The organism is Pseudogulbenkiania sp. NH8B, from assembly GCF_000283535.1.
GTDB classification, from domain to species: domain Bacteria; phylum Pseudomonadota; class Gammaproteobacteria; order Burkholderiales; family Chromobacteriaceae; genus Pseudogulbenkiania; species Pseudogulbenkiania ferrooxidans.
This window is the reverse complement of record NC_016002.1, coordinates 3639202-3662640: the sequence shown is the minus strand read 5'-3', so window position 1 is coordinate 3662640 and position 23439 is coordinate 3639202. Positions and strand designations below refer to the sequence as shown.

Sequence of the window (23439 nt, the reverse complement as noted above, 5' to 3'; positions counted from 1 at the left end):
GTTTCATCCTTACCCAAGGCGGCAGCATCGTGCTGCCGCCTTTTTTGCGACCTCTCTACAGGCAATACCATGACCGACTTCGTGTGCGGACGCTTTACGCTCGCGTTGGATCGCCCGCTGTTGATGGGCATTCTCAACGTTACCCCCGATTCCTTTTCCGACGGCGGCCGCTTCAACCGGCTCGATACTGCCCTGGCTCATGCCGAGAGGCTTCTGGAGGAAGGGGCGGACATCCTCGACATCGGCGGTGAATCGACCCGCCCCGGCGCCCCCTACGTCAGCCCGGAAGAGGAGGAGAAGCGGGTGTTGCCGGTGCTCGAACGTTTGGCTTCATTGAATGTACCGCTGTCGCTCGATACTCGCCGCGCCTCGGTGATGCGTGCCGCGCTGGAGGCCGGCGTGGTCGATCTGATCAACGATGTCTCGGCCCTGGAGGACGAGGGGGCGCTGGCCGTGGTGGCGGAGAGCCGGGCCGGTATCTGCCTGATGCACAAGCAAGGCAATCCGGACTCCATGCAGCACAACCCGCACTATCGCGATGTGGTTGATGAAGTCGGGTCCTATCTTGGCAGGCGCGTGGCCTTGTGCCTGGAGCATGGTATCGAGCACGTGCGGTTGTTGGGCGACCCGGGGTTTGGTTTTGGCAAGACGCAGGAGCATAACCTGCAGCTGTTGCAACGCCTGGCCGACGTCGAACAGCTGGCGGGTGTCCCACTCCTGGTCGGCATGTCGCGCAAGTCGATGCTCGGCGCGGTCACCGGTGAAGAGGTACCGGCCGAGCGACTGGGGGCAAGCGTAGCGGCCGCCTTGGAAGCGGCGCGGCGCGGCGCCAAAGTGGTTCGGGTGCACGACGTCAAGGCTACCCGTCAGGCGCTGCAGTTGCTGGCTGCGTTGGAACAGACTCCCCACTGACACCTTATGCCGGCAGGCAGTACAATGCCGTGCCGTTTTTCTGGGATACAACACACATGGCTCGCAAATACTTTGGCACTGACGGCGTCCGCGGCGAAGTCGGGCAATTTCCGATCACCCCCGAATTCGTACTCAAGCTCGGCTACGCCGCCGGGCGAGTGCTGGTCAATCACGAGAACGACTTGCATCCGACCGTGCTGATCGGCAAGGACACGCGGATTTCCGGCTATATGCTGGAAGCCGCCTTGCAGGCGGGTTTGACCGCCGCCGGGGTCAACGTGCTGCTCACCGGGCCGCTGCCGACCCCGGGTATCGCCTATCTGACGCGTGCGCTGCGACTCTCGGCAGGGGTCATGATCTCGGCCTCGCACAATCCCTATCACGATAACGGTATCAAGTTCTTCGCCGAAGGCGGCAAGAAGCTGGATGATGCCATCGAGCTGGAAATCGAGGCGATGCTCGAGCAGCCGATGGAAACCCGGCCTTCCCGCGAGTTGGGACGGGCGCGTCGCATCGATGGCGCGGCCGAGCGCTACATCGAGTTCTGCAAGAGCACCTTCCCCAACGACCGTGATCTCAAGGGCTTGAAGCTGGTGGTCGATTGCGCCCACGGCGCCACCTATCACATCGCTCCCAAGGTGTTCCACGAGTTAGGGGCCGAGGTGGTGACGATTGGCGGCGAACCGACCGGCTACAACATCAACGACAAGGTCGGCGCCACCTATACCAAGACCCTTCAGGCGGCGGTGCTGCAGCACGAGGCCGATTACGGCGTGGCACTGGATGGTGATGGCGATCGGTTGATGATGGTGGACCGCAAAGGCCAGGTCTACGATGGCGACCAGCTGATCTATGTCATCGCCAAGGCGCGTGCCGCCAAGGGTGAGCTGAAGGGCGGCGTGGTCGGCACCGTGATGACGAATATGGGCATGGAACTGGCCTTGCAGAAGATGGCGGTGCCGTTCGGTCGGGCCAAGGTGGGGGACCGCTACGTCCTCGAGATGCTGCACAACAATGGCTGGCTGGTGGGGGGAGAGGCTTCCGGCCATGTGCTGTGCCTCGATAAACATAACACCGGTGACGGCATCATTTCCTGTCTTCAGGTGCTGACCGCCCTGGCCGAGCTGGGGCAGGATCTGGCCAGTGTCTGCCGCGATTGGCAGCCCTTCCCGCAGACGCTGATCAATGTGCGGCTCAAGGGGCAGGACTGGAAAGCCGCCTCCGCCGACGTGTTGACAGCGGCCGAGACTGCCTTGCAGGGGCGCGGCCGGGTTGTCCTGCGCCCCAGTGGCACGGAACCGGTGGTGCGCGTGATGGTGGAGGCGGACGATCATGCCTTGTCGGAGAAGTGGGCACGGGAAATCGCGGCCGTGATCGAAAGTTCCGCTGGCTGAGCCTGCTTGGTCCACTTCCTGCAAAAACCCACAGCTATCTGGCCGTGGGTTTTTTTGCTATTCGGGGCGGTGGGGCGATTCCGTGATGCGATGGAGAAGGCTGTTCGGTATCAAGAAATTGCAACGATGGGCTGTGTTATCATGATGCTCCACGATACGTCCCCGCTCTGAAAACGGGGCACCAACCCTGCCTGGCGCAGGGGGATGGACAGACGGGCCTACATGGATATTCTGCAGATTCTCCTCGATTTCTTTACCGGGTATGGCTATCTCGCCGTGTTCCTGGTGTTGTTGGCCTGTGGTTGTGGCGTGCCCATCCCGGAAGACATCACGTTGGTGGCGGGCGGCATTATTTCCGGTTTGGGGTTTGCCAACGTCGACTGGATGGTCTTGGTAGGCATGGCCGGTGTGCTGTTCGGTGATGGCTTGATGTTTGCGCTTGGCCATCACTACGGCCATCGCGTGCTGCGCTTCAAGCCGATTGCCCGCATCCTCACCCAGGAGCGTTTTGCCGCGGTGCAGGAAAAATTCGACAAGTACGGCAACTGGGTGTTGTTCGTGGCGCGCTTTCTGCCTGGTTTGCGTTCGCCGATCTTTATCACCGCCGGAATGACCCGTCGTGTGCCGTACTGGCGTTTTTTGCTGATGGATGGTTCTGCTGCGCTCATTTCGGTGCCGGTGTGGGTGTATCTGGGTTATCTGGGGGCGGCCAACCGTGACTGGCTGATGACCTGGGTGCACCGCGGCCAGGCCGGGATTCTGATCGTGGCGGCGCTGTTGCTGGCGGGGGTGGCGATGGCTTGTTATCGCAAGAAAAAGAACGGCCATCCTGCGCCGTTGACGCCCAAGAAATGAATCGCCCTGTTGCAACAAAAAAGCCATCGCATGCGATGGCTTTTTTGTTGCAACAGTGGTTGATGTTCAGCCCACCTGCAGCAGTTCCACTTCGAAGATCAATGTGGCGTTAGGCGGAATGACCCCGCCGGCGCCGCGTGCGCCGTAGCCCAGCTCCGCCGGGATGGTCAGTTTGCGCTTGCCGCCGACTTTCATGCCGGCTACGCCTTGATCCCAGCCCTTGATTACGTAACCTGCGCCCAGCGGGAAGGAAAACGGCTGGAAGCGGTCCTTGCTCGAGTCGAACTTGGTGCCGTCGGTGAGCCAGCCGGTGTAGTGCACGGTGACTTCCTGGCCGACGGTGGCTTCGGCACCGTCGCCCAGTTGCAGTTCTTCAATGATCAGTTCGGACGCCATCAGCCCAGTCCTTTCGTTAGAGTCATCCAAGCTATTCATTGTAGCAGCGCCGTCCGGCGGCGTCGTCCCGTTGGCGGTTCCTCCCGGGTTGTGTTTCCGTGGTTATGGCTTATAAAAAAACTAATGCCGGGTTTGTCCGCCACACACACTTGCTGCAAAGGGGATACATCATGGATATCGCACACCATCCGTCAAACGAGCACCCGGTCGTCAAGCATGTCAACGTGTCGTACCCGGCCAAATGGCTGCGTCAGGGCTTCAAGGATTTGCAGCGGGCTCCGGCCGACTCGCTGTTCTACGGCGCCGTCTTCGTATTGATGGGATACCTGTTGACGACTTACTTCGAGCAGGCGCCGGAGATCGTCATCACCTTATCCACCATCTTTCTGCTGGCCGGGCCGTTCCTTGCAATTGGCCTTTACGACATCGCCAAGCAGATGGAGGCATTCGATGGCCGTGGTCGCGTCACGCTGGTCCACAGCATGATGGCTTGGCGGGTCAACATGCACAGCTTTGCACTGTACGCCGTGCTGCTGGCGGTGCTGGTGTTCGGCTGGTTCCGCATGTCGCTGTTGATGTTTGCGCTGTTCTACGACACGGCAACCCTGCCAACGCTGAACATGGTGGTGACCAACGCCTTCAAGCCCGAGAACGTGGGCTTCCTGGTCGCGTATTTTGGCATCGGATTCTTCTTCGCGGCACTGGTGTTCGCGGTCAGCGCGGTATCGTTGCCGATGTTGCTCGACAAGGAGGTGGATACCGTCACAGCCATGGTGGCCAGCCTGCAGGCGGTGTACAAGAACCTGCTGACGATGCTGGTGTGGGCGGCTATGATTGTTGCCCTCACCGTGGTGGGCTTTGTCACCTACTTCGTCGGCCTGATCGTGATCATGCCGGTGATCGGCTTGGCCACCTGGCATGCCTACCGCGATTTGATCACCTTTGAGCGCTGACGACGACTACATGACCCATTCCATCGCGTTTCTGGACCGGGACAGCTTGCCTGTCCCGGTTCCTGTTTTTGCCTTCCCCCATCATTACCATGAATTCCCGGCCACCACGCGAGAGCAGATCGTCAGCCATGCCGAAGGGGCCGAGATCGTCATCACCAACAAGGTGCCGTTCAACCGTGCCACACTTGAGTCCCTGCCGGCGCTGAAGCTGCTGGCGGTGGCGGCGACCGGGGTGAACCATATCGACCTCGAGGCTTGCCGCGAGCGCGGCGTGGCCGTGGCGAACATCCAGCATTACGGCGACGACACGGTGGCCGAGCACGCCTTCATGATGATGCTGGCGCTGTTCCGCAACCTGCCGGCCTACCAGCGCGACGTGGCGGCTGGCGTGTGGCAGAACGCGCCGCAGTTCTGCCATTTCGGCGCGCCGATTCGCGACCTGCAGGGCGCCACACTGGGCATCATTGGCTCTGGTGGCATTGGTCAGGCGCTGGCGTCGCGTGCACGTGCCTTCGGCATGACCGTGCTGTTTGGCGAGCGCAAGGGGGCGGCCAGCGTGCGCGAGGGCTACGTCGATTTCGATACCCTGCTGACCAGCTCGGACGTGCTGTCGCTGCATTGCCTGTTGACCGAGCAAACCCGCAATATGATCGGCGCTGAGGAACTGCAGCGTATGAAACCGGGAGCCGTGCTGATCAATACTGCACGTGGCGGGCTGGTCGACGAGGAGGCGCTAGTGGCGGCGCTCAAGTATGGTCAGCTGGGGGGGGCCGGGTTTGATGTGTTGACGGTCGAGCCGCCGAGCGAGGGGAATCCGCTGCTCAAGGCGCGGCTGCCGCATTTGATTGTTACCCCGCACGTTGGCTGGGCCAGCCACGAGGCGATGAGCCGGCTGGCCGGGCAACTGGTCGAGAATATCGAAGCCTTCATCGAGGGGCGCAGGCTGCGTCGCATCGTCTAAGGCGAATAAAACGAGGGATAGGCACCCGTGCTATGCATGGGTGCTTTTTTTGCTCTAGAGCGTGGCTAGGGGCGCGTTGGGCAGGCTTGGCATCGATTTGCCTTGCTTGCCATTTCCGGGTTTGTGGCCGTCGCCAACTTGGGCTATCACCTAAAGAACCAGAAGCGCCTTGTCAGTCGCCGACATCATTGGGGTTGATGCGTGGAGTTTCTTCTTCGCCCATGCCCAACCGGCCGCGCACGCAGGAAATGTAGCGATTGACGTCCGGGCCACCGCCATAGCGTTGGGCGTGCCAGATCATTTCGCCAAGACATTCCATCATCTGGTGCTGGGCGGCATGCTCGTCGCCCAGACGCAAGGCAAGCTGGGCGTAGAGCGAGCGGATGCCGAAGGGTTGGTCGATGGAGCGTTGCTCCTCGATCGCCATGTGTAGGCTCAGGTGCAGGAAGGGGTTGGATTCTCCCATGTCCGGCGTCCATTCCTGTTCCAGGTAGCGCTCGGGCTGGCCGACGATGGCATGGTATTCCGGATGCTCCAGCAGGATGGTCAGCGTGATTTTTTCCAGATCGGTCAGCGGCTCGTTGCGCTGGTGTTTGGCCCAGGTGTCGAAAAAGAAACGGCGTGCATCCTGGCGGCTGGGATTGAACATGGCGATCTACCTGAGAGAAAAACGGAGGATGCTGCGCGCGGCGGCTCCTGTGCTGTAGCAGTGCCGATTATACGAGACGGAGACCCACCATGACCACGCTCCATGATTTTTCCGCCTGCCGTATCGACGGCAGTCCCGAATCCCTGTCGCGCTACGCCGGCATGGTGGTACTGGTGGTCAATACCGCCAGCGAATGCGGCTTCACGCCGCAATACACCGGCTTGCAGGAGCTGGCGGTGTACTTCGCCGGCGAGGAGTTCGCCGTGCTCGGCTTTCCCTGCAACCAGTTCGGCGGGCAGGAGCCGGGAGCCGAGGACAGCATCGCCGCGTTCTGCCAGAGTCGTTTCGGGGTGACGTTCCCGCTTTACGCCAAGGTCGCTGTCAACGGCGACGAGGCACATCCTTTGTGGCGTTGGCTGACTCGCGCCGACACCGATCATCCCCAGCCGGTGAAATGGAACTTCACCAAGTTCCTGGTCGATGGCAGGGGGCGGCTGGTCAAGCGCTATGAGCCGGCGGTGCAGCCGCACGAGCTGCTTGACGATATCGATCGTTTGTTGGGCGGCTGAGACACGCGCCTAGACCTGTCGTCGAGCGGGCCTAGGCATCGAGATCACCGGCTCAGCTGCGTCGGAAGATGATGTCCCACACCCCGTGGCCGAGGCGGATGCCGCGCTGCTCGAACTTGGTGAGCGGGCGGTAGTCCGGGCGCGGGGCGTAGCCGTCGGCGCTGTTGGCGAGCTCGGGGTTGGCCGAAAAGACCTCCAGGATCTGGATCGCGTAATCTTCCCAGTCGGTGGCGGCGTGCAGGTAGCCGCCCGGCTTCAGTTTCTTCACCAGCTTCGCCACCAGCGGGCTCTGGATCAGCCGGCGCTTGTTGTGGCGTTTTTTGTGCCATGGGTCCGGGAAGAAAATGTGAATGCCGTCGAGCGAGGCGTCGGCCAGCATGTGGTCGATGACCTCGACGGCGTCATGGCGGATCAGGCGCAGGTTGGAAATATCCTGCTCGGCAATCAGCTTGAGCAGGTTGCCCACGCCCGGCGAATGCACTTCGACGCCCAGGTAGTCCTGTTGCGGATTGTTGGCGGCGATTTCCGCCGTGGCGGTCCCCATGCCGAAGCCGATTTCCAGGATTTTCGGTGCCTGGCGGCCGAATGCCTGCTCGAGGTCGAGGGGCTCGGGGCGGTACTCGATACCCCAGCGCGGCATGCCTTCGTCCATGGCGCGCTTCTGGGACGGCGTCAGGTGGCCCTGACGCAGCACAAAGCTCTTGATGTGTCGCTGAAAAGCCGGGTTTTCCATGGCGGTCTTCGTTGGAAAAGTCAAAAAAAGCGCGATGTTACCGAATCTGGCGCGAGGTGGCGAGACATTCCCTTCCTGGCGTGAATGATGCCGGTCACCGTGATCCTGGCGGGACCGGAACCGACATCACGTTGTCGGGCCAGGCAGGGTGGCGAGAAAGCTCGCCACGGTCGGGTAGCGCAAGCGGATGCCCAATTCCCGCCGCAATCGGCTGTTATCCAGCTGCCGCGACTCGGCCAGGAACGACCACAGGGCAGGGGAGACGGCGGCCTGCACTTCGACCCGGGGAAGGCGGGGGGCGTGCGGCATGCCCAGCGCGTCCGCCAGGCGGTCATACCATTCGCCCACCATCAAGGGTTCGGCGTCGCAGGCGTTGTAGACACGGATACCACCCTCGCGACGCAGTGCGGCAACACAAATCCGTGCCAGGTCGTCGGCGTGGATATGGTTGCCGTAGCTGTCTTCGTCCGCCGCGATCAGCGGCGTGCCGTTGATTAGCCGTGTCGTTGGCAGGCGCTCGGCGGCGTAGATGCCTGGAGCGCGCAGGATCGTCACGGTGGTGCCATGAGTCCGGGCGAAGGCGCGCAGGCGGCGTTCGGCGTCGACGCGCCGCTTGGCGCGCGCGCTTTGTGGACGTAGGGGGGCGGTTTCGTCCAGCCAGGCACCGCCGGCATCGCCGTAGACCCCGCTGGTGCTGATATAGGCTATCCGCTGTGGTAGACTTTTCCCCTTTGCCAGCGCGCACAGCAACTTGCCGAGGCGCGGGTCGCTTTCACCGCGTTCCGGCGGCGGGGCGGTATAGAGCAGGGCGTCGGCCAGTCCGGCCAGCCGTGCCAGGCTCCGTTTGTCATCGAGGTCGGCTAGCACCGGCAGGACGCCCAGGCTGCGGGCTTCGGCTATCTGTTTCGGCTGGCGCACCAGCGCCAGCAGCCGCCAGCTCGGCGCCAGGAAAGGAACGGCCCGGCGCGCCACGTCGCCGAAGCCTGCAATCAATAGAGTACGCATACACCGCATTTTAGCGAGCTTAAGGTAGAGTAACGAGATGACTGCTCAAGTCAAAGTGCTCCCGAGTGGACACACCTTCCAGGTCGACGACCACGAAACCATTCTCGAGGCGGCCCTGCGTCATGGTGTCGGCCTGCCATACGGCTGCCGCGATGGCGCCTGTGGCGCCTGCAAGGGCAAGGTGCTGGAAGGCGAGGTGTGCCAGGATGGCTACCAGGAGAAGGCCCTGCCTGAGCAGGAGCGGGTGCAAGGCTACGCCCTGTTCTGCTGCGCCAAGCCGCAAGGCGACCTGACCATCGAGGTGCGCGAAGTCACCGGCATCGGCGACATTCCGGTCAAGACCCTGCCGTGCCGCGTCGAGAAAATCGAGAAGCTGCACGACGTCGCGGTGCTGAAGCTGAAGCTGCCGGTTTCAGAGCGCTTGCAGTTCCACGCCGGCCAATATATCGACATCCTGATGAAGGATGGCAAGAAGCGCAGCTTTTCGATCGCCAACGCCCCGCACGACGATGCTTTCCTCGAGTTACACATCCGTCACCAGCCCGGCGGCTCGTTTTCCGAGTACGTGTTCACCCAGATGAAAGAGCGCGAGATCATGCGCTTCAAGGGACCGTTGGGCACTTTCTTCCTGCGTGAGGATTCGGACAAACCCATCGTGTTCGTGGCCAGCGGCACCGGCTTTGCCCCGATCAAGGGCATCGTCGAGCATGCTCTGCACAGCGGCATTACCCGTCCCATGGTGTTCTACTGGGGGGCACGCACCAAGGCTGACCTGTACATGGCCGACTTGGCGGAACAGTGGCAGGCGTCCAACGCCAACTTCACCTACATTCCGGTGCTGTCCGAGGCGTTGCCGGAGGATAATTGGACCGGTCGCACCGGCTTCGTTCACCAGGCGGTGTTGGACGATTTCGACGATCTTTCCGGCCATCAGGTATACGCCTGCGGCGCCCCTGTCATGGTGGAGGCCGCGCACCGCAGCTTTACCCGTGAGCTCGGGCTGCCTGAGGATGAGTTCTTCTCGGATGCCTTCTTCCTCTCCAAGGACATGAGCGCCAGCAAGTAAAACGCTGTCGACTAGTGACAAAAGACATGGCCCCGGAATCGAACCGGGGCCATTTTTTTCGCCCTTTGTGCCCGCCTAGTGCAGAAAAACATGCCTTTGACCTACGTCAATTCCCGACATCCTGTCATGGGTATGATGGTTGGCAGTCAAAGTCATCAAGGCGAGCTCAGCCGCCACAGGAGGGCAAAATGGAACTCTGGAAACAACTGTTATCCGACGACGTCGGGCTCTTGAGCCTGATCACCATCGTGGTCGCCAGCCTTGTCGTGGGCGTTTGCGTGACGCTGTTCATCCGCAATGTGAAGAACGAGTCGCGCAAGCATTGAGCGGGCGAGCGCTTTCTGCGTTACTTCCTTGGGTTTATGTGTGTGTGTGCTTGGACGGATACGGTGACTCGCCGTATCCTCTTTTTTTGTGCGCCTGCAGAACCAATAAAAACGGGCCGTGAGGCCCGTTTGCGTTTCCAGTGGTGTGTGTTCCGCCCTCAGTGACCGTCGTAGGAGCACACGGTAAACAGCTCCAGGCCGCTATCGCGCACCAGCTGGCTGCCACCCAGTTCCGGCAGGTCGATGATGGCCGCCGCCTCCAGCACTTCGGCTCCGAGTTTCTTCAGCAGCTTGGCTCCAGCCAGCATGGTGCCGCCGGTGGCGACCAGGTCGTCGATCAGCACCACCCGGTCTCCGGGTTTGCAGGCGTCGGTGTGCATTTCCACCGTGGCGTTGCCGTATTCCAGCTCATACTCCTCCGACACGGTCTTGAACGGCAGCTTGCCCTTCTTGCGGATCGGGACGAAGCCGACGTTGAGTTCGTAGGCCAGCACCGAGCCGATGATGAAGCCACGTGCGTCCAGACCGGCGATCAGGTCGACCTTCTCCTCCATGTAGCGATAGACGAAGATGTCGATCAGCATGCGGAAGGTCTTGGGGTTCTGCAGCAGCGGCGTGATGTCGCGAAACATGACACCCTGCTGCGGCCAGTCCGGTACGGTGCGGATCCGATTCTTCAAGTAGCCGGAGAAATCGAGGCTGCTCAGGTTTTCCATACGCCCATTGCTCCTCAGGCGAAGAAGGCCAGTTTGAAGACCCATAGTGCCGCGATCACCAGCACCGCCGGCTTGAGCTCGGCAATGCGACCGCTCAAGAGCTTGAGGGCGGCGTAGCTGATGAAGCCGAAGGCGATGCCGTCAGCGATGGAAAAGGTGAACGGCATTGCCAGCGCGGTCATGACGGCCGGCGCCGACTCGGTGAGGTCGTCCCACTCGATTTCGGCCAGGCCACGGCACATCAGCACGGCAACGTAGCACAGTGCCGGCGCGGTGGCGTAGGCCGGCACGGTCTTGGCGAGCGGCGACAGCCACAGACACGCCAGGAACAGGATGGCGACCACCAGCGAGGTCAGCCCGGTACGGCCGCCGACGGCGGTGCCCGCCGCACTCTCGATATAGGCCGTGGTGGATGAGGTGCCCATCACCGCACCGGCGGTGATGGCGATCGAGTCGGCCAGCAGAGCGCGCTTCAGGCGCGGCAGCTTGCCGTCCTGGTCAAGGAGGCCGGCGCGGTGCGACACCCCGATCAGCGTGCCGGTGGTGTCGAACAGGTCGACGAAGAAGAATACGAAGATCACCCCGAGCAGGCCGGCGTTGAGCGCGCCGTGCAGGTCCATCTGCATGAAGGTCGGCGCCATGCTGGGCACGGCCGAGGCGACGCCGTTGAACTTGGACAGGCCAAACGTGATCGACAGCGCGGTCACCGCCAGGATGCCCAGGATGATCGAGCCCGGTACCTTGCGGTATTCCAGCGCCACGATGACGAAGAAGCCCAGGATGGCGAGCAGCGTGGTCGGGCTATGGATGTCGCCTAGGGTCAGGTAGGTGGCCGGGTGGGCCTTGATGACGCCGGCGTTCTTCAGCGCGATGATCGCGAGGAACATGCCGACGCCGGCGGAAATGGCGAATTTCAGCGAGCGCGGGATGGCGTTGACGATGGCTTCGCGTACCTTGAACAGGCTCACCGCCAGGAACACCACGCCGGAGATGAATACCGCGCCCAGCGCGGCCTGCCACGGCACGCCCATGCCGCCCACCACGGTGAAGGTGAAGTAGGCGTTGAGCCCCATGCCCGGCGCCAGCGCGATCGGGTAGTTGGCGACCAGCGCCATTATGCCGGTGCCCAACGCGGCGGCGAGGCAGGTGGCAACGAAGACGGCGTCCAGATTCATGCCGGTGCCCGACAGGATCAGCGGATTGACCAGGATGATGTAGGCCATGGTCAGGAAGGTGGTGACGCCGGCGATGACCTCGGTTCGGACCGAGGTGCCGTGTTCCTTGAGTTTGAAAAAGCTATCCAGCAGTGACATGGAAAACCCCTCGAAAATGGCATATTGGTTTGATTAAGCTGCGCATTTTGCAATAGTGGCAGGGGACTGGCTAGTCCTTCGCCAGGACTAGACCGCTTGGCGAACGTCTTAACCGCTTGAAGTGCTTGTGGTATCCTGAAAAATTATCTTTTGGCGCAGGATGTACGCTTACATGGTTCAGCCCAGCGGTAACATTTACATCGTTATTGCCCCTTCGGGTGCCGGCAAGACCACGCTGGTGTCGGCCTTGCTGGCGGTCGACCCGGCGGTGCAGCTGTCCGTTTCCTACACCACGCGCGCGCCGCGCGAAGGCGAGGTGGAGGGGACGCACTACCATTTCGTGGGCAAGGAGCAGTTTCTTGCCATGATCGAGGCCGGTGATTTCCTCGAGTATGCCGAGGTGTACGGCAACTACTACGGCACCAGCGCCGCCTGGCTGCGCGAGAAGTTGGCCGAAGGCCGCGACATCCTGCTCGAGATCGACTGGCAGGGCGCCGAGCAGGTGCGCCGCCTGTTCGACGGGGTGATCACCATCTTCATCGCGCCGCCCTCGATCAACGAGCTGGAGCGCCGCCTGCGCGGCCGTGCTACTGACAGCGAGGAGGTCATCCAGCGCCGTCTGGCTGAGGCGCGCTCCGAGGTGGACCGCGCGGCGCTGTACGACTATATCGTCGTCAACGACGATATCGAACGCGCCAAGCAGGATCTGATAAGCATCATCCGTGCCGAGCGGCTGCACGGCACCAAGCAGATGCTGCGCTACCGCGACGCACTGAGCCGCATGGGCAGCCAGGGCTGACCCCGTTGGTCCCGTGCCCGAAACACTATATAGTCTTGAAAACGATTGATTAGCCGAGGACATTATGGCCCGCATTACCGTTGATGATTGCCTGGATCGTATCCAGAACCGTTTCGACCTGACTCTGGCCGCGGCCTACCGCGCCCGTCAGGTGGCGTCGGGTTCCGCCCCCTTCGTCGAGGCCGGCCGCGACAAGCCGACCGTGGTGGCGCTGCGTGAAATTTCCGCCGGCCACGTCGGCACCGAAATCCTGCATCGCAACAAGGGCTGAGCCGGCGTCCGATGGAAGGCTCCATGAGCGCAGACCTCTCCGCGATCATCAACTATGAGGCGATGATCGACGCCGACGCGGCAGCCTTTCTCGAGGCTGCCGCCCGTTACCTGAGACCGGAGGACGTGCAGCTGCTGCGGCAGGCCTTCGAGCTCAGTCGCGCGGCGCACGAGGGGCAGACGCGCAAGAGCGGCGAGCCCTACATCACCCATCCGCTGGCGGTCGCCACCATGCTCACCGAGTGGCGGCTGGACGTGCAGGGCCTGGCGGCGGCATTGCTGCACGACGTGCTGGAAGACACCGGCGTCACCAAGCCGACGCTGGTGGAGAAGTTCGGCCGCACCATCGCCGACCTGGTCGACGGCCTCTCCAAGCTGGAGCGGCTGGAGTACCAGACCAAGGAAACGGCCCAGGCCGAGAACTTCCGCAAGATGGTGCTGGCGATGGCGCGCGACATTCGCGTCATCATCGTCAAGCTGGCCGACCGCTTGCACAATATGCGCACGCTGGACGCGATGCGCGAGGACAAGCGCCAGCGCATCGCGCTGGAAACGCTGGAAATCTATGCCCCGATCGCCAACCGCATCGGCTTGAACAAGGTCTACCGCGAGTTGCAGGACCTGGCGTTCAAGCACCTGCATCCGCACCGTTACCACGTGCTGTCGAAGGCGGTGCGCGCCGCGCGCGGCAACCGGCGCGAGGTGGTGAGCAAGATTCTGCACTCGGTGAGCCAGAAGCTGGTCGAGTGCAATATCGAAGCGACGATCAAGGGCCGCGAGAAGAACCTGTTCAGCATCTACAAGAAGATGCAGGAAAAACACCTGTCGTTTTCCGAAGTGCTGGATATCTATGGCTTCCGCGTGATCGTCAACGATGTGCCCAGCTGCTACCTGGCGCTGGGCGCGCTGCACAGCCTGTACAAGCCCATTCCCGGCAAGTTCAAGGATTACATCGCCATTCCCAAGGGGAACGGCTACCAGAGTCTGCACACCACGCTGTTCGGCCCGTACGGGACACCGGTGGAAATGCAGATTCGCACCCGTGAGATGAACAGCGTGGCCGAGGCCGGCGTGGCCTCGCACTGGATGTACAAGAGCGGCGACGCCTCGCTCGACGCCGCGCACCAGCGTACGCACCAATGGCTGCAGAGCATTCTCGACATCCAGGCCGAGAGCGACGACGCCGTCGAGTTCTTCGAACACATCAAGATCGACCTCTTCCCGGACGAGGTCTACGTCTTCACGCCCAAAGGCAAGATCATCGTGCTGCCGCAGGGCTCGACGCCGGTGGACTTCGCCTACGCCGTGCACACCGATATCGGCCACCGCTGCATCGCGGCGCGCGTCAATCATTCGCTGATGCCGCTGCGCACCGTGCTGCGCAACGGCGACACGGTGGAGGTCATCACCTCCACCCAGTCCAAGCCCAACCCGTCGTGGCTGAGCTTCGTGCAGAGCGGCCGCGCCCGCTCCTGCATCCGCAATTACCTGAAGAGCCTGCAGCACGAGGAGGCAGCCCAGTTGGGCGAGCGTCTACTGAAGCAGGCGGTCAGCGCGCTGGCCTCCACGCCGCTGACGCTGGACGACGCGCTGCATGCCGCTTACCTCGCGCAGTATGGCGAGAAGGACCAGCCGTTCGATGATGTGCTGGCCGACATCGGCGTCGGCAAACTGCTGCCGATCGTGGTGGCGCGCCGGCTGGCCGAACTGGCCGGGGAGCGCACCGGCGAGAACGTGCATATCGGGCCGGTCACCATCCGCGGCAACGAGGGCGGCGCGGTGCAGCTGGCCACCTGCTGCCACCCCATCCCGGGTGATGACATCCTGGGGGTGATCACCAAGGGGCAGGGGCTGCTGGTGCACCGTGTGGTGTGCCCCAATACCAAGCGCGTTGATCACGACAAGCTGCTCGACGTCACCTGGGATAGCACGAAGGAGCGCATGTTCGGCGTCAACATCAGCATCCTGGCGCGCAACGAGCGCGGGGCGCTGGCGGAGATCGCCACCGCGATTTCTCAGGCTTCGGCCAACATCGAGAGCGTCGACACCCAGGATACCCACGTTGGAGACGGTTTCATCCACATTCATTTCCGCCTGCAGGTCGAGAGCCTGGCCCACCTCGGCAAGGTGCTGAACGAGGTGCAGCAGATCGACGTGGTGCAGCAGGCGGAACGGAGATAATCCCGCATGAAGATTCGTGTCAACGGCGAGGAGCAGGTGCTGGACGGTGTTGCCACGCTGGCCGATCTGATCGCCGTACTGGAACTGGCCGGCAAGCGCGTCGCCATCGAGAAGAACGGCGAGATCGTGCCGCGCAGCCGCCATGGTGAAGAATGTTTGTCCGATGGGGATGAACTGGAAATTGTCGTCGCCGTTGGCGGCGGTTGAAGGAAGGTACGAGGGAATGATGTCGCAGGATCAGCTTGTCATCGCCGGTAAGGCCTATGCGTCGCGCCTGTTGGTGGGCACCGGCAAATACCGTGATTTTGCCCAGACCGCCGAGGCGCTGGACGCCTCTGGCGCCGAAATCGTCACCGTGGCGATTCGCCGTGTCAACCTCGGTCAGAACGCCGACGAGCCGAATCTGCTCGACTTTCTGCCGAAAAACCGGTATACACTGCTGCCCAATACGGCGGGTTGCTATTCCGCCGACGACGCCGTGCGCACTTTGCGCCTAGCGCGTGAACTGCTGGACGACCATCGCCTGGTCAAGCTCGAGGTGCTGGGCGATCCGCACACGCTGTTCCCCAACGTGCGCGAGACGCTCAAGGCCGCCGAAGTGCTGGTCAAGGAAGGTTTCGACGTGATGGTCTACACTTCGGATGATCCCATCGTGGCGCGTGAACTGGCCGACATCGGCTGTTGCGCCATCATGCCGCTGGCGAGCCTGATCGGCTCCGGCATGGGCATCCTGAATCCGTGGAACCTGAAACTGATTATCGAAGAGGCCAAGGTGCCGGTGCTGGTGGATGCCGGCGTCGGAACGGCCTCGGATGCCGCCATCGCCATGGAACTGGGCTGCGACGGCATCCTGATGAATACCGCCATTGCCGCGGCGGATGACCCGGTGCTGATGGCCCGGGCCATGAAGTTGGCCGTGGAAGCGGGGCGTGCCGCGTATCGCGCGGGTCGCATGCCCAAGCGTTTTTATAGTGCAACACCAAGTTCTCCGAGTGAGGGGGTGATTTCCGCTCGCAAGTAGTGATGCGTAAAGCGCACAAAACACTTGCTTGAGTCGCGTCAGGCTTTTACAAAACCCTGAACGTTGTTAAAATATTTGTTTTCTTCAAGCATTTAGCTTCCAGAATTTAAGGACACTAAGGTAATGCCGAATATCCGCGTCAAAGAGAACGAGCCGTTCGAAGTCGCCATGCGCCGCTTCAAGCGCGCTGTAGAAAAAACCGGTCTGCTGACCGAACTGCGCGCCCGCGAGTTCTACGAGAAGCCGACCGCTGAGCGCAAGCGCAAGCAAGCCGCTGCCGTGAAGCGTCACTACAAGCGTCTGCGCAGCCAGATGCTGCCGCCGAAGCTGTACTAATCGCTTCGTAGCACGGCAAGAATGCAGGACCGCAGGCAACGCCTGCGGTTTTGCCATTTGTACTTCACGAATTTCAGCCATCTGCCATGCCGATGGTTTCGTCTTTTTCCGCGAGCAAGACATGAGCCTCAAACTGCGCATCAGTGACGACATGAAAACGGCCATGAAGGCCAAGGACGCCGAGCGTCTCGGCACCATCCGCCTGCTGATGGCGGCGATCAAGCAGAAGGAAGTGGACGAGCGCGTCGAACTCGACGACGCCGGCATCATCTCTGTGGTCGACAAGATGCTCAAGCAGCGCCGTGATTCGGTCACCCAGTACGAGGCTGCGGGCCGCCAGGACCTGGCGGACAAGGAAAAGGCGGAAATGGACGTGCTGACCGGCTACCTGCCGCAGCCGCTCACCGAAGCCGAAATCGATGCGCTGATCGACGCCGCCGTGGTGCAGAGCGGTGCCGCCTCGATGCAGGACATGGGCAAGGTCATGGGGCTGTTGCGCCCGCAGATGGCCGGCCGTGCCGACATGGCCGTGGTCTCCGCCCGCATCAAAGCCAAGCTGGCCGGCTGAGGTGCCCGCACGCGTGCTCTGTTCGCAAGCTGTTCGGTGGTGCTGCCTGACTGACGCGAGAACCTGTCGTTGATCCCGCAGGATTTCATCGATCAGCTGCTGTCCCGCGTCGACATCGTCGACGTGGTGGATCGTTACGTCCCGCTCAAGAAGGCCGGCCAGAACTTCCTCGCCTGCTGCCCCTTCCACAAGGAAAAAAGCCCTTCGTTCACCGTTAGCCCGAGCAAGCAGTTCTATCACTGCTTCGGCTGCGGCGCCCACGGCTCGGCCATCGGCTTCGTCATGGAGTACCAGGGACTGAGCTTCGTCGATGCCATCCGGCTGTTGGCCGAAGGGCTCGGCATGCCGGTGCCGGAAGAGCGTTCGGCCAACCCGCAGGCCAGCCGCGAGGCACGCGAGCGCAAGGTGACGCTGGAAGACCTGTTGCAGCGCGCGGCGGCGTACTACAAGCAACAGCTCAAGTCCTCGCCCGCCGCCATCGGCTACTTCAAGGGGCGGGGCCTGACCGGCGAGATCGCCGCGCGCTTCGGACTCGGCTACGCGCCGGGCGAATGGCAGAACCTGCAGGCGATTTTCACTGACTACCAGGACGAGAAGCTGGTGGAGAGCGGGCTGGTGATCGCGGGCGACGAGGGCAAGCGCTACGACCGCTTCCGCGACCGCGTGATGTTTCCGATCCGCAACCAGCGCGGCGGCATCATCGGCTTCGGCGGGCGGGTGCTGGGCAAGGGCGAGCCGAAGTACCTCAACTCGCCGGAGACGCCGCTGTTCGAGAAGGGGCGCGAGCTGTACGGCCTGTACGAGGCGCGCCAGGCGATCCGGGAGAAAAACCGCGTTCTGGTGGTCGAAGGCTATATGGACGTGGTGGCGCTGGCGCAGTACGGCGTCGAATACGCGGTGGCGACGCTCGGCACCGCCACCACCGGCGAGCATGTGCGGAAACTGCTGCGCCATGCCGACCAGGTGTACTTCTGCTTCGACGGCGACAAGGCCGGGCAGAAGGCGGCGTGGCGTGCGCTGGAAAACAGCCTGCCGCAGCTGGTCGACGGCAAGGCGCTGAACTTCCTGTTTCTGCCGCAGGAGCACGACCCGGACAGCTACATCCGCGAGTTTGGTCGCGAGGCGTTCGAGGAATGCCTGGAGCAGCAAAGTCTGCCGCTGTCGGTCTATCTCACCCGTGAGCTGACCGGGCGCGCCGACATGAATACCCCGGAGGGCAAGGCCGACCTGATCCGTCAGGCCATGCCGCTCCTGAACCAGATTGCCGCACCGGCGCTGGCGCTCATCATCAAGAAAAGGTTGGCCGAACTGGCCGGCGTGGACGTCGACGAATTCGACATGCTGATGGGGCTGAAAAAGCCGGAGCGCAAGGGCAGGCGCGAATACCGCCTGCCCAACGAGTCGAACCGCTACATCAATACGCCGATCGTGCGCAAGCAGATCAAGTGGCTGCTGATGAACCCGCGCTGGGCGGAGGATGTGACGCTCTCCGACAGCGTGGCGCTGTCCGACGAATTGGCCTGTTTTGCCATGTTGGCCGAACGAGTGCACGAGATGCCGCAGGAGCCCAATACGGCCCGGCTGGTGGAAAGCATTCGCGGCACCCCTTTCGAAGGGCTGGTGGACAGCGTATTGCAGCAGGCCATGCAAGACCCCGACGAGTTTGCCGACACCGGCGAGGAGGCACGCCAGCAGTTTCAGGACGGCAACGTCAAACTGCTTAAATTGTTGCGTGAAGCCGAACTGGAAAGGCTAAAACAAAAGTCAAGGAATGAAGGTCTAACACCTGAGGAAACCCAGTTGCTGCGCGCCTTGCTGACCCGGCAAGGCTAGTGGTGCTGGGGCTCGTCACGGGGTTATGGTAAACTTAACTGTTTTTTTTCGGCTTTTTTCAAGCAGGAAGCGAAATGGCGGCCTCTCCCGAAAATCAGAAAGATATGCAAGACAACGAGCAGGAATCGATGAGTCTTGAGGATCAGCGCAAACGCCTGCGTTTGCTGATCGCGCTGGGCAAGGAGCGCGGCTACCTTACCTACGCCGAGATCAACGACCATCTTCCGGAAGACGTGTCGGATACCGAACAGATCGAGAACATCGTCACGATGATCACCGGTCTGGGCATTCAGGTCTACGACGAGGCGCCGGATGCCGATACGCTGCTGATGTCCGACGCCACGCCGGCGGTTGCCGACGAAGACGCGGTGGAAGAAGCGGAAGCGGCGCTGTCCTCGGTCGACTCCGAGTTCGGTCGCACCACCGACCCGGTGCGCATGTACATGCGTGAAATGGGCTCGGTCGAACTCTTGACGCGCGAAGGCGAGATCGAAATCGCCAAGCGCATCGAAGACGGCCTCAAGCACATGATCGAGGCGATCTCGGCCTGCCCGGGCACCATCTCCGAAGTGCTGGCCTTGCTCGACCGTGTCGAAGCCGGCGACATCCGTGTCGACGAAGTAGTGGACGGTTTCATCGATCCGAACGCCGAGGTCGAGGAAGAAGTGCCGTTCGCCGAGCCGGTCGACCCCGACGAGGTGCTGGACGAGGAAGAGGAAGAGGAGGAAGCCGAGGAAGAAGACGCCGAGGCCATCTCCAACGCCAATCTGGAAGAACTCAAGCTGCAGTCGCTGGAGCACTTCGCGCTGGTGCGCGCGTTGTTCGAGGAACTGGTGGTGGTGCTGCGCAAGCAGGGTAACCAGAGCGAAGAGTACCGCCAGCTGCAAGGCGCGATCACCGAGTCGTTCATGAAGGTGCGCTTTGCCACGCGCCAGATCGAAAGCCTGTGCGAGTCGCTGCGCAGCCGTGTCAACGAGATCCGCTCCTACGAGCGTGATATCCAGGACATCTGCGTGACCCGCGTGCGCATGGATCGCGCCCACTTCATCAAGTACTTCCCCGGCAACGAGATCAACACCGACTGGGTGGAAGACGAGATCAGCTCGGGCAAGCCGTGGTCGGAGGCGCTGACCCGCTTCAAGTACGCCATCATCGAGAAGCAGACCAAGCTGGCCGAACTGCAGGACCGCGCCATGCTGTCGATCAAGGACCTGAAGGAAATCAACCGCCAGATGTCGGCGGGCGAGTCCAAGGCGCGCCGCGCCAAGAAGGAAATGATCGAGGCCAACCTGCGTCTGGTGATTTCCATCGCCAAGAAGTACACCAACCGTGGCCTGCAGTTCCTCGATCTGATCCAGGAAGGCAACATCGGCCTGATGAAGGCGGTGGACAAGTTCGAATACCGTCGCGGCTACAAGTTCTCGACCTACGCCACTTGGTGGATTCGTCAGGCGATTACCCGCTCCATCGCGGACCAGGCGCGCACCATCCGCATTCCGGTGCACATGATCGAGACCATCAACAAGATGAATCGTATCAGCCGCCAGATCCTGCAGGAGACCGGGCATGAGCCGGACCCGGCGGAACTGGCCGAGCGCATGGAAATGCCGGAAGACAAGATCCGCAAGATCATGAAGATTTCCAAGGAGCCGATCTCCATGGAAACCCCGATCGGCGACGACGACGATTCGCACCTGGGCGACTTCATCGAGGATCAGAACAACCTGGCACCGTCCGACGCGGCGATGTACTCCAGCCTCAAGGACGCCACCAAGGAAGTGCTGGAAACACTGACCCCGCGCGAGGCCAAGGTGCTGCGCATGCGCTTCGGCATCGACATGAACACCGACCACACGCTGGAAGAGGTGGGCAAGCAGTTCGACGTGACGCGCGAGCGTATTCGTCAGATCGAAGCCAAGGCGCTGCGCAAGCTGCGCCACCCGACCCGCTCGGAGCGCCTGCGCAGTTTCCTCGACAACGAGCCGGGCAACCAGTAACCGATATTCTGCTATAATGCGCCCCCACAGGGCCTTTAGCTCAGTCGGTTAGAGCAGAGGACTCATAATCCTTTGGTCCCGGGTTCGAGCCCCGGAGGGCCCACCAAGGCATATCGGAAAGGACCTATCGCGAAAGCGATAGGTCCTTTTTCTTTGCCGTTCTGGCGTGGTGTGATGGGGGTGAAACGTGGCTCGAGGCCGTGGTGGTATCCTCTGGGATGGTGCACGAGACGCGGAACACGGCTGCATGGCGCGATGGGCTGGGTGCTTAGAACAATGCTGCCGCCAGGTTGATGGTCAGGGCCAGCAGGGTGGTGTTGAAGGCAAAGCTGAGGCAGGCGTGAATGAGGACGCTCTTGCGCACGCGCGAAGCGGTAATGGCGACGTCGGAGGTCTGCGAGGTGGCGCCGATGGTGAACGAGAAATAGAAGAAGTCGCCGAAGGTGGGCTGCCGCGTGCCGGGGAAGTCGATGCCGCTGCCGGGTGTGCGGTCGCCGCTGTGGGCGTAGTAGAGATGGGCGTAATGCAGCGCATAGAGCGTGTGCAGGCTGACCCAGGCGGTGGCGATGGTGATCATGGCCGCCAGGGCGTGCGGCAGGCGCCCGCCCCCGGGCAGCCCTTTGACGCCGGCGAGCAGGAAGAAGATCGCCCCGACACTGGCGGTGAGGGCGGCGATGGCCATCCCCAGCGAGATCATCCAGCTGGGGTCGAGCTCGGCCGCGTGGTGGCGCACGTCCTGCGGCCCGGCGTGACCGATCAGCCAGCCCACGGCGAGCAGCCAGATCAGCGAAGCGGTATTCCAGCCCACCAGCACCTGAGCCACCGGGTTGCCCCAGAACGGGTTGGCCAGCGCCGCCAGCACGCCGCCAAGCGCCGCGACCAGCAGGCTGCGGCGCGCGAACAGCGGCCAGTGCCGTCGATGTTCCATTCTCGTATTCATCGCGCGGTGCAACTCCTGTCGCATGACGTCCTCGTTGTTCCCTCGTCCGCCCGAATCCGGCCTGGGTCGAAGAGGCCTGCTGTTTTTGTTGCCGTCCTGATTGGATCGTACCCTGACTGTAGCCTACTCGCCCAGGGACGGAGGGGCGGGAGGGCGCAGTTCATGGCAAGCGTACCGGCGCTGCGGCGATATTGGCAATGCGCTTTGCCCCCGGGTCTGGCCGGCGTGTGGGCGGCTGGCGGCGCGTTGCTTTTTGTCGCAACCGAGGGCCTGGAAGAGGGAGTTGTGTGCGCTGAGGGTGGGACGCCCGGTGCCCACCGCCTGTCATGGGGGGCGTGTGGCGGCTCGGTCGCATGGGCGCGGAGTCTGCCATGACAGAGCAATGTCTTGCAGCCGTACTATGATTACAGACACAGACGGGCGAACCACCCGCTCCTGCTCGCATCAAACCGATGTTACTCGGCGGTACTTTCTCTACTGAACATTCTGCAAGACTCGATGGAGGGCCTCACATGAAGAAGATCATCGTTACCCTTACGGCTGTCGCATTCGGTGTCAGCGCACTTTCCGGCTGCGCCAACATGAACGAAACCCAACGCGATACCGGCACCGGTGCCGCCATCGGCGCGGCCGCCGGGGCGGTGATTGGCGGTTTGACGGCGGGGGGGCATACCGGCCGCAGCGCGGCGACCGGCGCCGCCGTCGGTGCGGCGCTGGGGGCGGGCGGGGGCTATCTGTGGTCGAAGCACATGCAGGAGCAGAAGGCGGCGATGGAGCAGGCGACCAAGGGGACCGGCGTGAGCGTGAGCCAGACCGCCGACAACCAGCTCAAGCTCGATATCCCGAGCGACGTGTCGTTTGATTCCGGCCGTTACGACATCAAGTCCAACATGCGCCCGATCCTGGACCGTTTCGCCACCACCCTGAATCAGAACCCGGTGACCACGGTGAAGATCATCGGCCATACCGACAGCACTGGTTCGGATGCCATCAATGGTCCGCTGTCGGTGAACCGCGCCAGCGCGACGCGGAGCTACCTGGTGGCGCGCGGCGTGGCGATGAACCGCATCAGCATCGACGGCCGCGGTTCGAGCGAACCGATCGCGAGCAACAGCACCGCGGCTGGCCGTGCCAAGAACCGCCGTGTCGAAATCTTCGTCGGCGAGGCGGCCCGCTAAGCGAGGCCTGCCCGGCCCAGCCGACGGCATCGTTGTTGGCTGGGCGGGGGTGCGACCTGTCTGTAGCGGAAGAGGCGGAGGGGCGCCATCAGGCGCCCAGGCAGCTCAGCAGGAAGGCGATCCCGACCAGCAGCGCCATGAGGCTGGCCAGCAGCACGGCGCCGGCGGCGATATCCTTGGCCACGCCGATTTCCGGATGCCGCTCGGGGTGCAGGTGGTCGGTCAACGTCTCCAGCGCGGTATTGGCGAGCTCCGCCACCAGTACCAAGCCTACCGCCAAGGCCAGAATGGCCCACCACAGCGCCGCCGGGCGCACCAGCAGCAGCACGATCAGGACGACGACGGCGGCCAGCAACTGGGTGCGCAGGCTTTTTTCCCGCCCGACGGCCAGCACCAGTCCGCGCAGTGCGTAACCCAGCCGCTTATCGAATGACTGTCCTTTCACTCCCTCTCCTTGTGCGTTCTGTC

General features: G+C 62.5%; 26 protein-coding genes and 1 tRNA gene. 19 read left to right on the top strand and 8 right to left on the bottom strand.

What is annotated here, in order from left to right; translation table 11 throughout:
• Nucleotides 1-69: 69 nt before the first annotated feature.
• The 3 genes from folP (at nt 70) to NH8B_RS16965 (ending at nt 3161) form a co-directional block, all read left to right on the top strand.
• Nucleotides 70-912: a dihydropteroate synthase gene (gene folP / locus NH8B_RS16975; RefSeq protein ID WP_014088335.1), complete on the top strand. Its 843-nt coding sequence runs from the start codon at nt 70-72 to the stop codon at nt 910-912.
• A gap of 56 nt (nt 913-968) precedes the next feature.
• On the top strand, nt 969-2306 hold the full coding sequence (glmM, locus tag NH8B_RS16970) for a phosphoglucosamine mutase (protein ID WP_014088334.1): 1338 nt from the start codon (nt 969-971) through the stop codon (nt 2304-2306).
• 222 nt (nt 2307-2528) lie between these two features.
• Nucleotides 2529-3161 (top strand): DedA family protein, encoded by a 633-nt coding sequence (locus NH8B_RS16965; protein ID WP_232503493.1) that lies wholly within the window; start codon nt 2529-2531, stop codon nt 3159-3161.
• Between the two features lie 66 nt (nt 3162-3227).
• On the opposite strand, the gene NH8B_RS16960 is transcribed toward NH8B_RS16965, so the two are convergent.
• Nucleotides 3228-3557, bottom strand: coding sequence for an FKBP-type peptidyl-prolyl cis-trans isomerase (locus tag NH8B_RS16960; protein ID WP_008952500.1), 330 nt, complete (start codon nt 3555-3557; stop codon nt 3228-3230).
• A 170-nt stretch (nt 3558-3727) separates the two neighbouring features.
• On the opposite strand from NH8B_RS16960, the gene NH8B_RS16955 reads away from it, so the two are divergent.
• Nucleotides 3728-4510, top strand: coding sequence for a DUF2189 domain-containing protein (locus NH8B_RS16955; RefSeq protein WP_008952501.1), 783 nt, complete (start codon nt 3728-3730; stop codon nt 4508-4510).
• Between the two features lie 10 nt (nt 4511-4520).
• Entirely contained in the window at nt 4521-5471 is a 951-nt protein-coding gene (locus NH8B_RS16950) for a D-2-hydroxyacid dehydrogenase (RefSeq protein WP_014088332.1), read from the top strand.
• A gap of 172 nt (nt 5472-5643) precedes the next feature.
• Here NH8B_RS16950 and NH8B_RS16945 read toward each other — a convergent pair whose 3' ends face one another.
• Entirely contained in the window at nt 5644-6120 is a 477-nt protein-coding gene (locus tag NH8B_RS16945; RefSeq protein ID WP_008952503.1) for a DUF1841 family protein, read from the bottom strand.
• 89 nt (nt 6121-6209) lie between these two features.
• Here NH8B_RS16945 and NH8B_RS16940 point away from each other — a divergent pair, with 89 nt between their 5' ends.
• Complete coding sequence (locus NH8B_RS16940) at nt 6210-6689, top strand: glutathione peroxidase (RefSeq protein WP_008952504.1); 480 nt, start codon at nt 6210-6212, stop codon at nt 6687-6689.
• A 52-nt stretch (nt 6690-6741) separates the two neighbouring features.
• On the opposite strand, the gene trmB is transcribed toward NH8B_RS16940, so the two are convergent.
• Both trmB and NH8B_RS16930 read right to left on the bottom strand, forming a co-directional pair.
• The gene (gene trmB / locus NH8B_RS16935; protein WP_014088331.1) at nt 6742-7422 is read right to left on the bottom strand and encodes a tRNA (guanosine(46)-N7)-methyltransferase TrmB; all 681 of its coding nucleotides are present in this window, start codon (nt 7420-7422) and stop codon (nt 6742-6744) included.
• A 126-nt stretch (nt 7423-7548) separates the two neighbouring features.
• Nucleotides 7549-8427 (bottom strand): SDR family oxidoreductase, encoded by an 879-nt coding sequence (locus NH8B_RS16930; protein ID WP_014088330.1) that lies wholly within the window; start codon nt 8425-8427, stop codon nt 7549-7551.
• Nucleotides 8428-8464: 37 nt separating this feature from the next.
• On the opposite strand from NH8B_RS16930, the gene NH8B_RS16925 reads away from it, so the two are divergent.
• Nucleotides 8465-9493 carry a CDP-6-deoxy-delta-3,4-glucoseen reductase gene (locus NH8B_RS16925; protein ID WP_014088329.1) on the top strand — a complete coding sequence of 343 codons (1029 nt, stop codon included), beginning with the start codon at nt 8465-8467 and terminating at the stop codon, nt 9491-9493.
• 188 nt (nt 9494-9681) lie between these two features.
• The gene (locus NH8B_RS20565; RefSeq protein ID WP_008952508.1) at nt 9682-9819 is read left to right on the top strand and encodes a DUF3149 domain-containing protein; all 138 of its coding nucleotides are present in this window, start codon (nt 9682-9684) and stop codon (nt 9817-9819) included.
• Nucleotides 9820-9977: 158 nt separating this feature from the next.
• On the opposite strand, the gene NH8B_RS16920 is transcribed toward NH8B_RS20565, so the two are convergent.
• Together NH8B_RS16920 and NH8B_RS16915 are read right to left on the bottom strand one after the other, a co-directional pair.
• Nucleotides 9978-10535 (bottom strand): adenine phosphoribosyltransferase, encoded by a 558-nt coding sequence (locus NH8B_RS16920; protein ID WP_008952509.1) that lies wholly within the window; start codon nt 10533-10535, stop codon nt 9978-9980.
• Between the two features lie 14 nt (nt 10536-10549).
• Nucleotides 10550-11848 (bottom strand): NCS2 family permease, encoded by a 1299-nt coding sequence (locus tag NH8B_RS16915; RefSeq protein WP_014088328.1) that lies wholly within the window; start codon nt 11846-11848, stop codon nt 10550-10552.
• Nucleotides 11849-12020: 172 nt separating this feature from the next.
• Between NH8B_RS16915 and gmk the strand changes: the two genes are divergently transcribed.
• The 10 genes from gmk (at nt 12021) to NH8B_RS16865 (ending at nt 20959) form a co-directional block, all read left to right on the top strand.
• Nucleotides 12021-12647 carry a guanylate kinase gene (gene gmk, locus NH8B_RS16910; protein ID WP_014088327.1) on the top strand — a complete coding sequence of 209 codons (627 nt, stop codon included), beginning with the start codon at nt 12021-12023 and terminating at the stop codon, nt 12645-12647.
• Nucleotides 12648-12711: 64 nt separating this feature from the next.
• Nucleotides 12712-12918, top strand: a complete 207-nt coding sequence (rpoZ, locus tag NH8B_RS16905) for a DNA-directed RNA polymerase subunit omega (protein ID WP_008952512.1) — start codon at nt 12712-12714, stop codon at nt 12916-12918.
• A gap of 23 nt (nt 12919-12941) precedes the next feature.
• Entirely contained in the window at nt 12942-15098 is a 2157-nt protein-coding gene (locus NH8B_RS16900) for a RelA/SpoT family protein (protein ID WP_014088326.1), read from the top strand.
• A 6-nt stretch (nt 15099-15104) separates the two neighbouring features.
• On the top strand, nt 15105-15305 hold the full coding sequence (gene thiS, locus NH8B_RS16895; RefSeq protein WP_014088325.1) for a sulfur carrier protein ThiS: 201 nt from the start codon (nt 15105-15107) through the stop codon (nt 15303-15305).
• A gap of 16 nt (nt 15306-15321) precedes the next feature.
• Entirely contained in the window at nt 15322-16119 is a 798-nt protein-coding gene (locus tag NH8B_RS16890; protein WP_014088324.1) for a thiazole synthase, read from the top strand.
• A gap of 123 nt (nt 16120-16242) precedes the next feature.
• Nucleotides 16243-16455 carry a 30S ribosomal protein S21 gene (gene rpsU, locus NH8B_RS16885; RefSeq protein WP_008952516.1) on the top strand — a complete coding sequence of 71 codons (213 nt, stop codon included), beginning with the start codon at nt 16243-16245 and terminating at the stop codon, nt 16453-16455.
• 121 nt (nt 16456-16576) lie between these two features.
• Nucleotides 16577-17023: a GatB/YqeY domain-containing protein gene (locus NH8B_RS16880; RefSeq protein WP_014088323.1), complete on the top strand. Its 447-nt coding sequence runs from the start codon at nt 16577-16579 to the stop codon at nt 17021-17023.
• A gap of 69 nt (nt 17024-17092) precedes the next feature.
• Nucleotides 17093-18856 carry a DNA primase gene (dnaG, locus tag NH8B_RS16875; RefSeq protein WP_014088322.1) on the top strand — a complete coding sequence of 588 codons (1764 nt, stop codon included), beginning with the start codon at nt 17093-17095 and terminating at the stop codon, nt 18854-18856.
• Nucleotides 18857-18930: 74 nt separating this feature from the next.
• The gene (gene rpoD, locus NH8B_RS16870) at nt 18931-20853 is read left to right on the top strand and encodes an RNA polymerase sigma factor RpoD (RefSeq protein ID WP_014088321.1); all 1923 of its coding nucleotides are present in this window, start codon (nt 18931-18933) and stop codon (nt 20851-20853) included.
• A 29-nt stretch (nt 20854-20882) separates the two neighbouring features.
• Nucleotides 20883-20959 (top strand) — tRNA-Ile (locus NH8B_RS16865).
• 162 nt (nt 20960-21121) lie between these two features.
• On the opposite strand, the gene NH8B_RS16860 is transcribed toward NH8B_RS16865, so the two are convergent.
• The gene (locus NH8B_RS16860) at nt 21122-21781 is read right to left on the bottom strand and encodes a DUF1345 domain-containing protein (protein ID WP_232503492.1); all 660 of its coding nucleotides are present in this window, start codon (nt 21779-21781) and stop codon (nt 21122-21124) included.
• Between the two features lie 524 nt (nt 21782-22305).
• On the opposite strand from NH8B_RS16860, the gene NH8B_RS21345 reads away from it, so the two are divergent.
• Nucleotides 22306-22971 carry an OmpA family protein gene (locus NH8B_RS21345; protein WP_014088319.1) on the top strand — a complete coding sequence of 222 codons (666 nt, stop codon included), beginning with the start codon at nt 22306-22308 and terminating at the stop codon, nt 22969-22971.
• 88 nt (nt 22972-23059) lie between these two features.
• Here NH8B_RS21345 and NH8B_RS16850 read toward each other — a convergent pair whose 3' ends face one another.
• Nucleotides 23060-23416: a diacylglycerol kinase gene (locus tag NH8B_RS16850; RefSeq protein WP_014088318.1), complete on the bottom strand. Its 357-nt coding sequence runs from the start codon at nt 23414-23416 to the stop codon at nt 23060-23062.
• Between the last annotated feature and the right edge of the window lie 23 nt (nt 23417-23439).